The organism is Mesorhizobium sp. M1E.F.Ca.ET.063.01.1.1 (genome assembly GCF_003998155.1).
GTDB lineage: Bacteria > Pseudomonadota > Alphaproteobacteria > Rhizobiales > Rhizobiaceae > Mesorhizobium.
Window position 1 is genome coordinate 1 of sequence record NZ_RZSC01001648.1, and the last position, 428, is coordinate 428.

Sequence of the window (428 nt, forward strand, 5' to 3'; positions counted from 1 at the left end):
ACCTAAGTCAGCGTGCGCAGACGCGCCTTCGCCGCGCGGGCGATCGCGGCGACGGTCAGCGTGTCGAGATCGAGCTTGAGGCGGATCAACTGCAGCACCCGCACTTCTTCCATGCGCATTTCGAGATCGACGGCGGCGACCTCGAAAGCGGCGGCATAAGCGGTGTCGCGCAGCCGTTCGGGCAGCGCCCCTTCGACAAGTTCGAGCACGCCTTCCAGTCCGTCCTCGGCGTTCAACGCCTTCTGGCAGGCCTGAGCGACGGCAACCAGCCTGTCCTGGTTGAAATCCACGAATACCGGCCATGAGCGGACGACGTCGCCGATGCGCGCAAGCTCGACATCGGTCATGTCGCGGTCGGAAGCCGAAGTGATGACCATCAGGTAGATCAGGGCTTCGTGTGGCGTCAAAGGCATTCAAAACTCCTTGAT

Annotated in this window: 1 protein-coding gene; it reads right to left on the reverse strand. The window is 62.6% G+C overall.

The window, feature by feature from the left end; translation table 11 throughout:
* Nucleotides 1–2 precede the first annotated feature (2 nt).
* On the reverse strand, nt 3–413 hold the full coding sequence (locus EOA29_RS40240; RefSeq protein WP_127222598.1) for a tellurite resistance TerB family protein: 411 nt from the start codon (nt 411–413) through the stop codon (nt 3–5).
* Nucleotides 414–428: the final 15 nt, after the last annotated feature.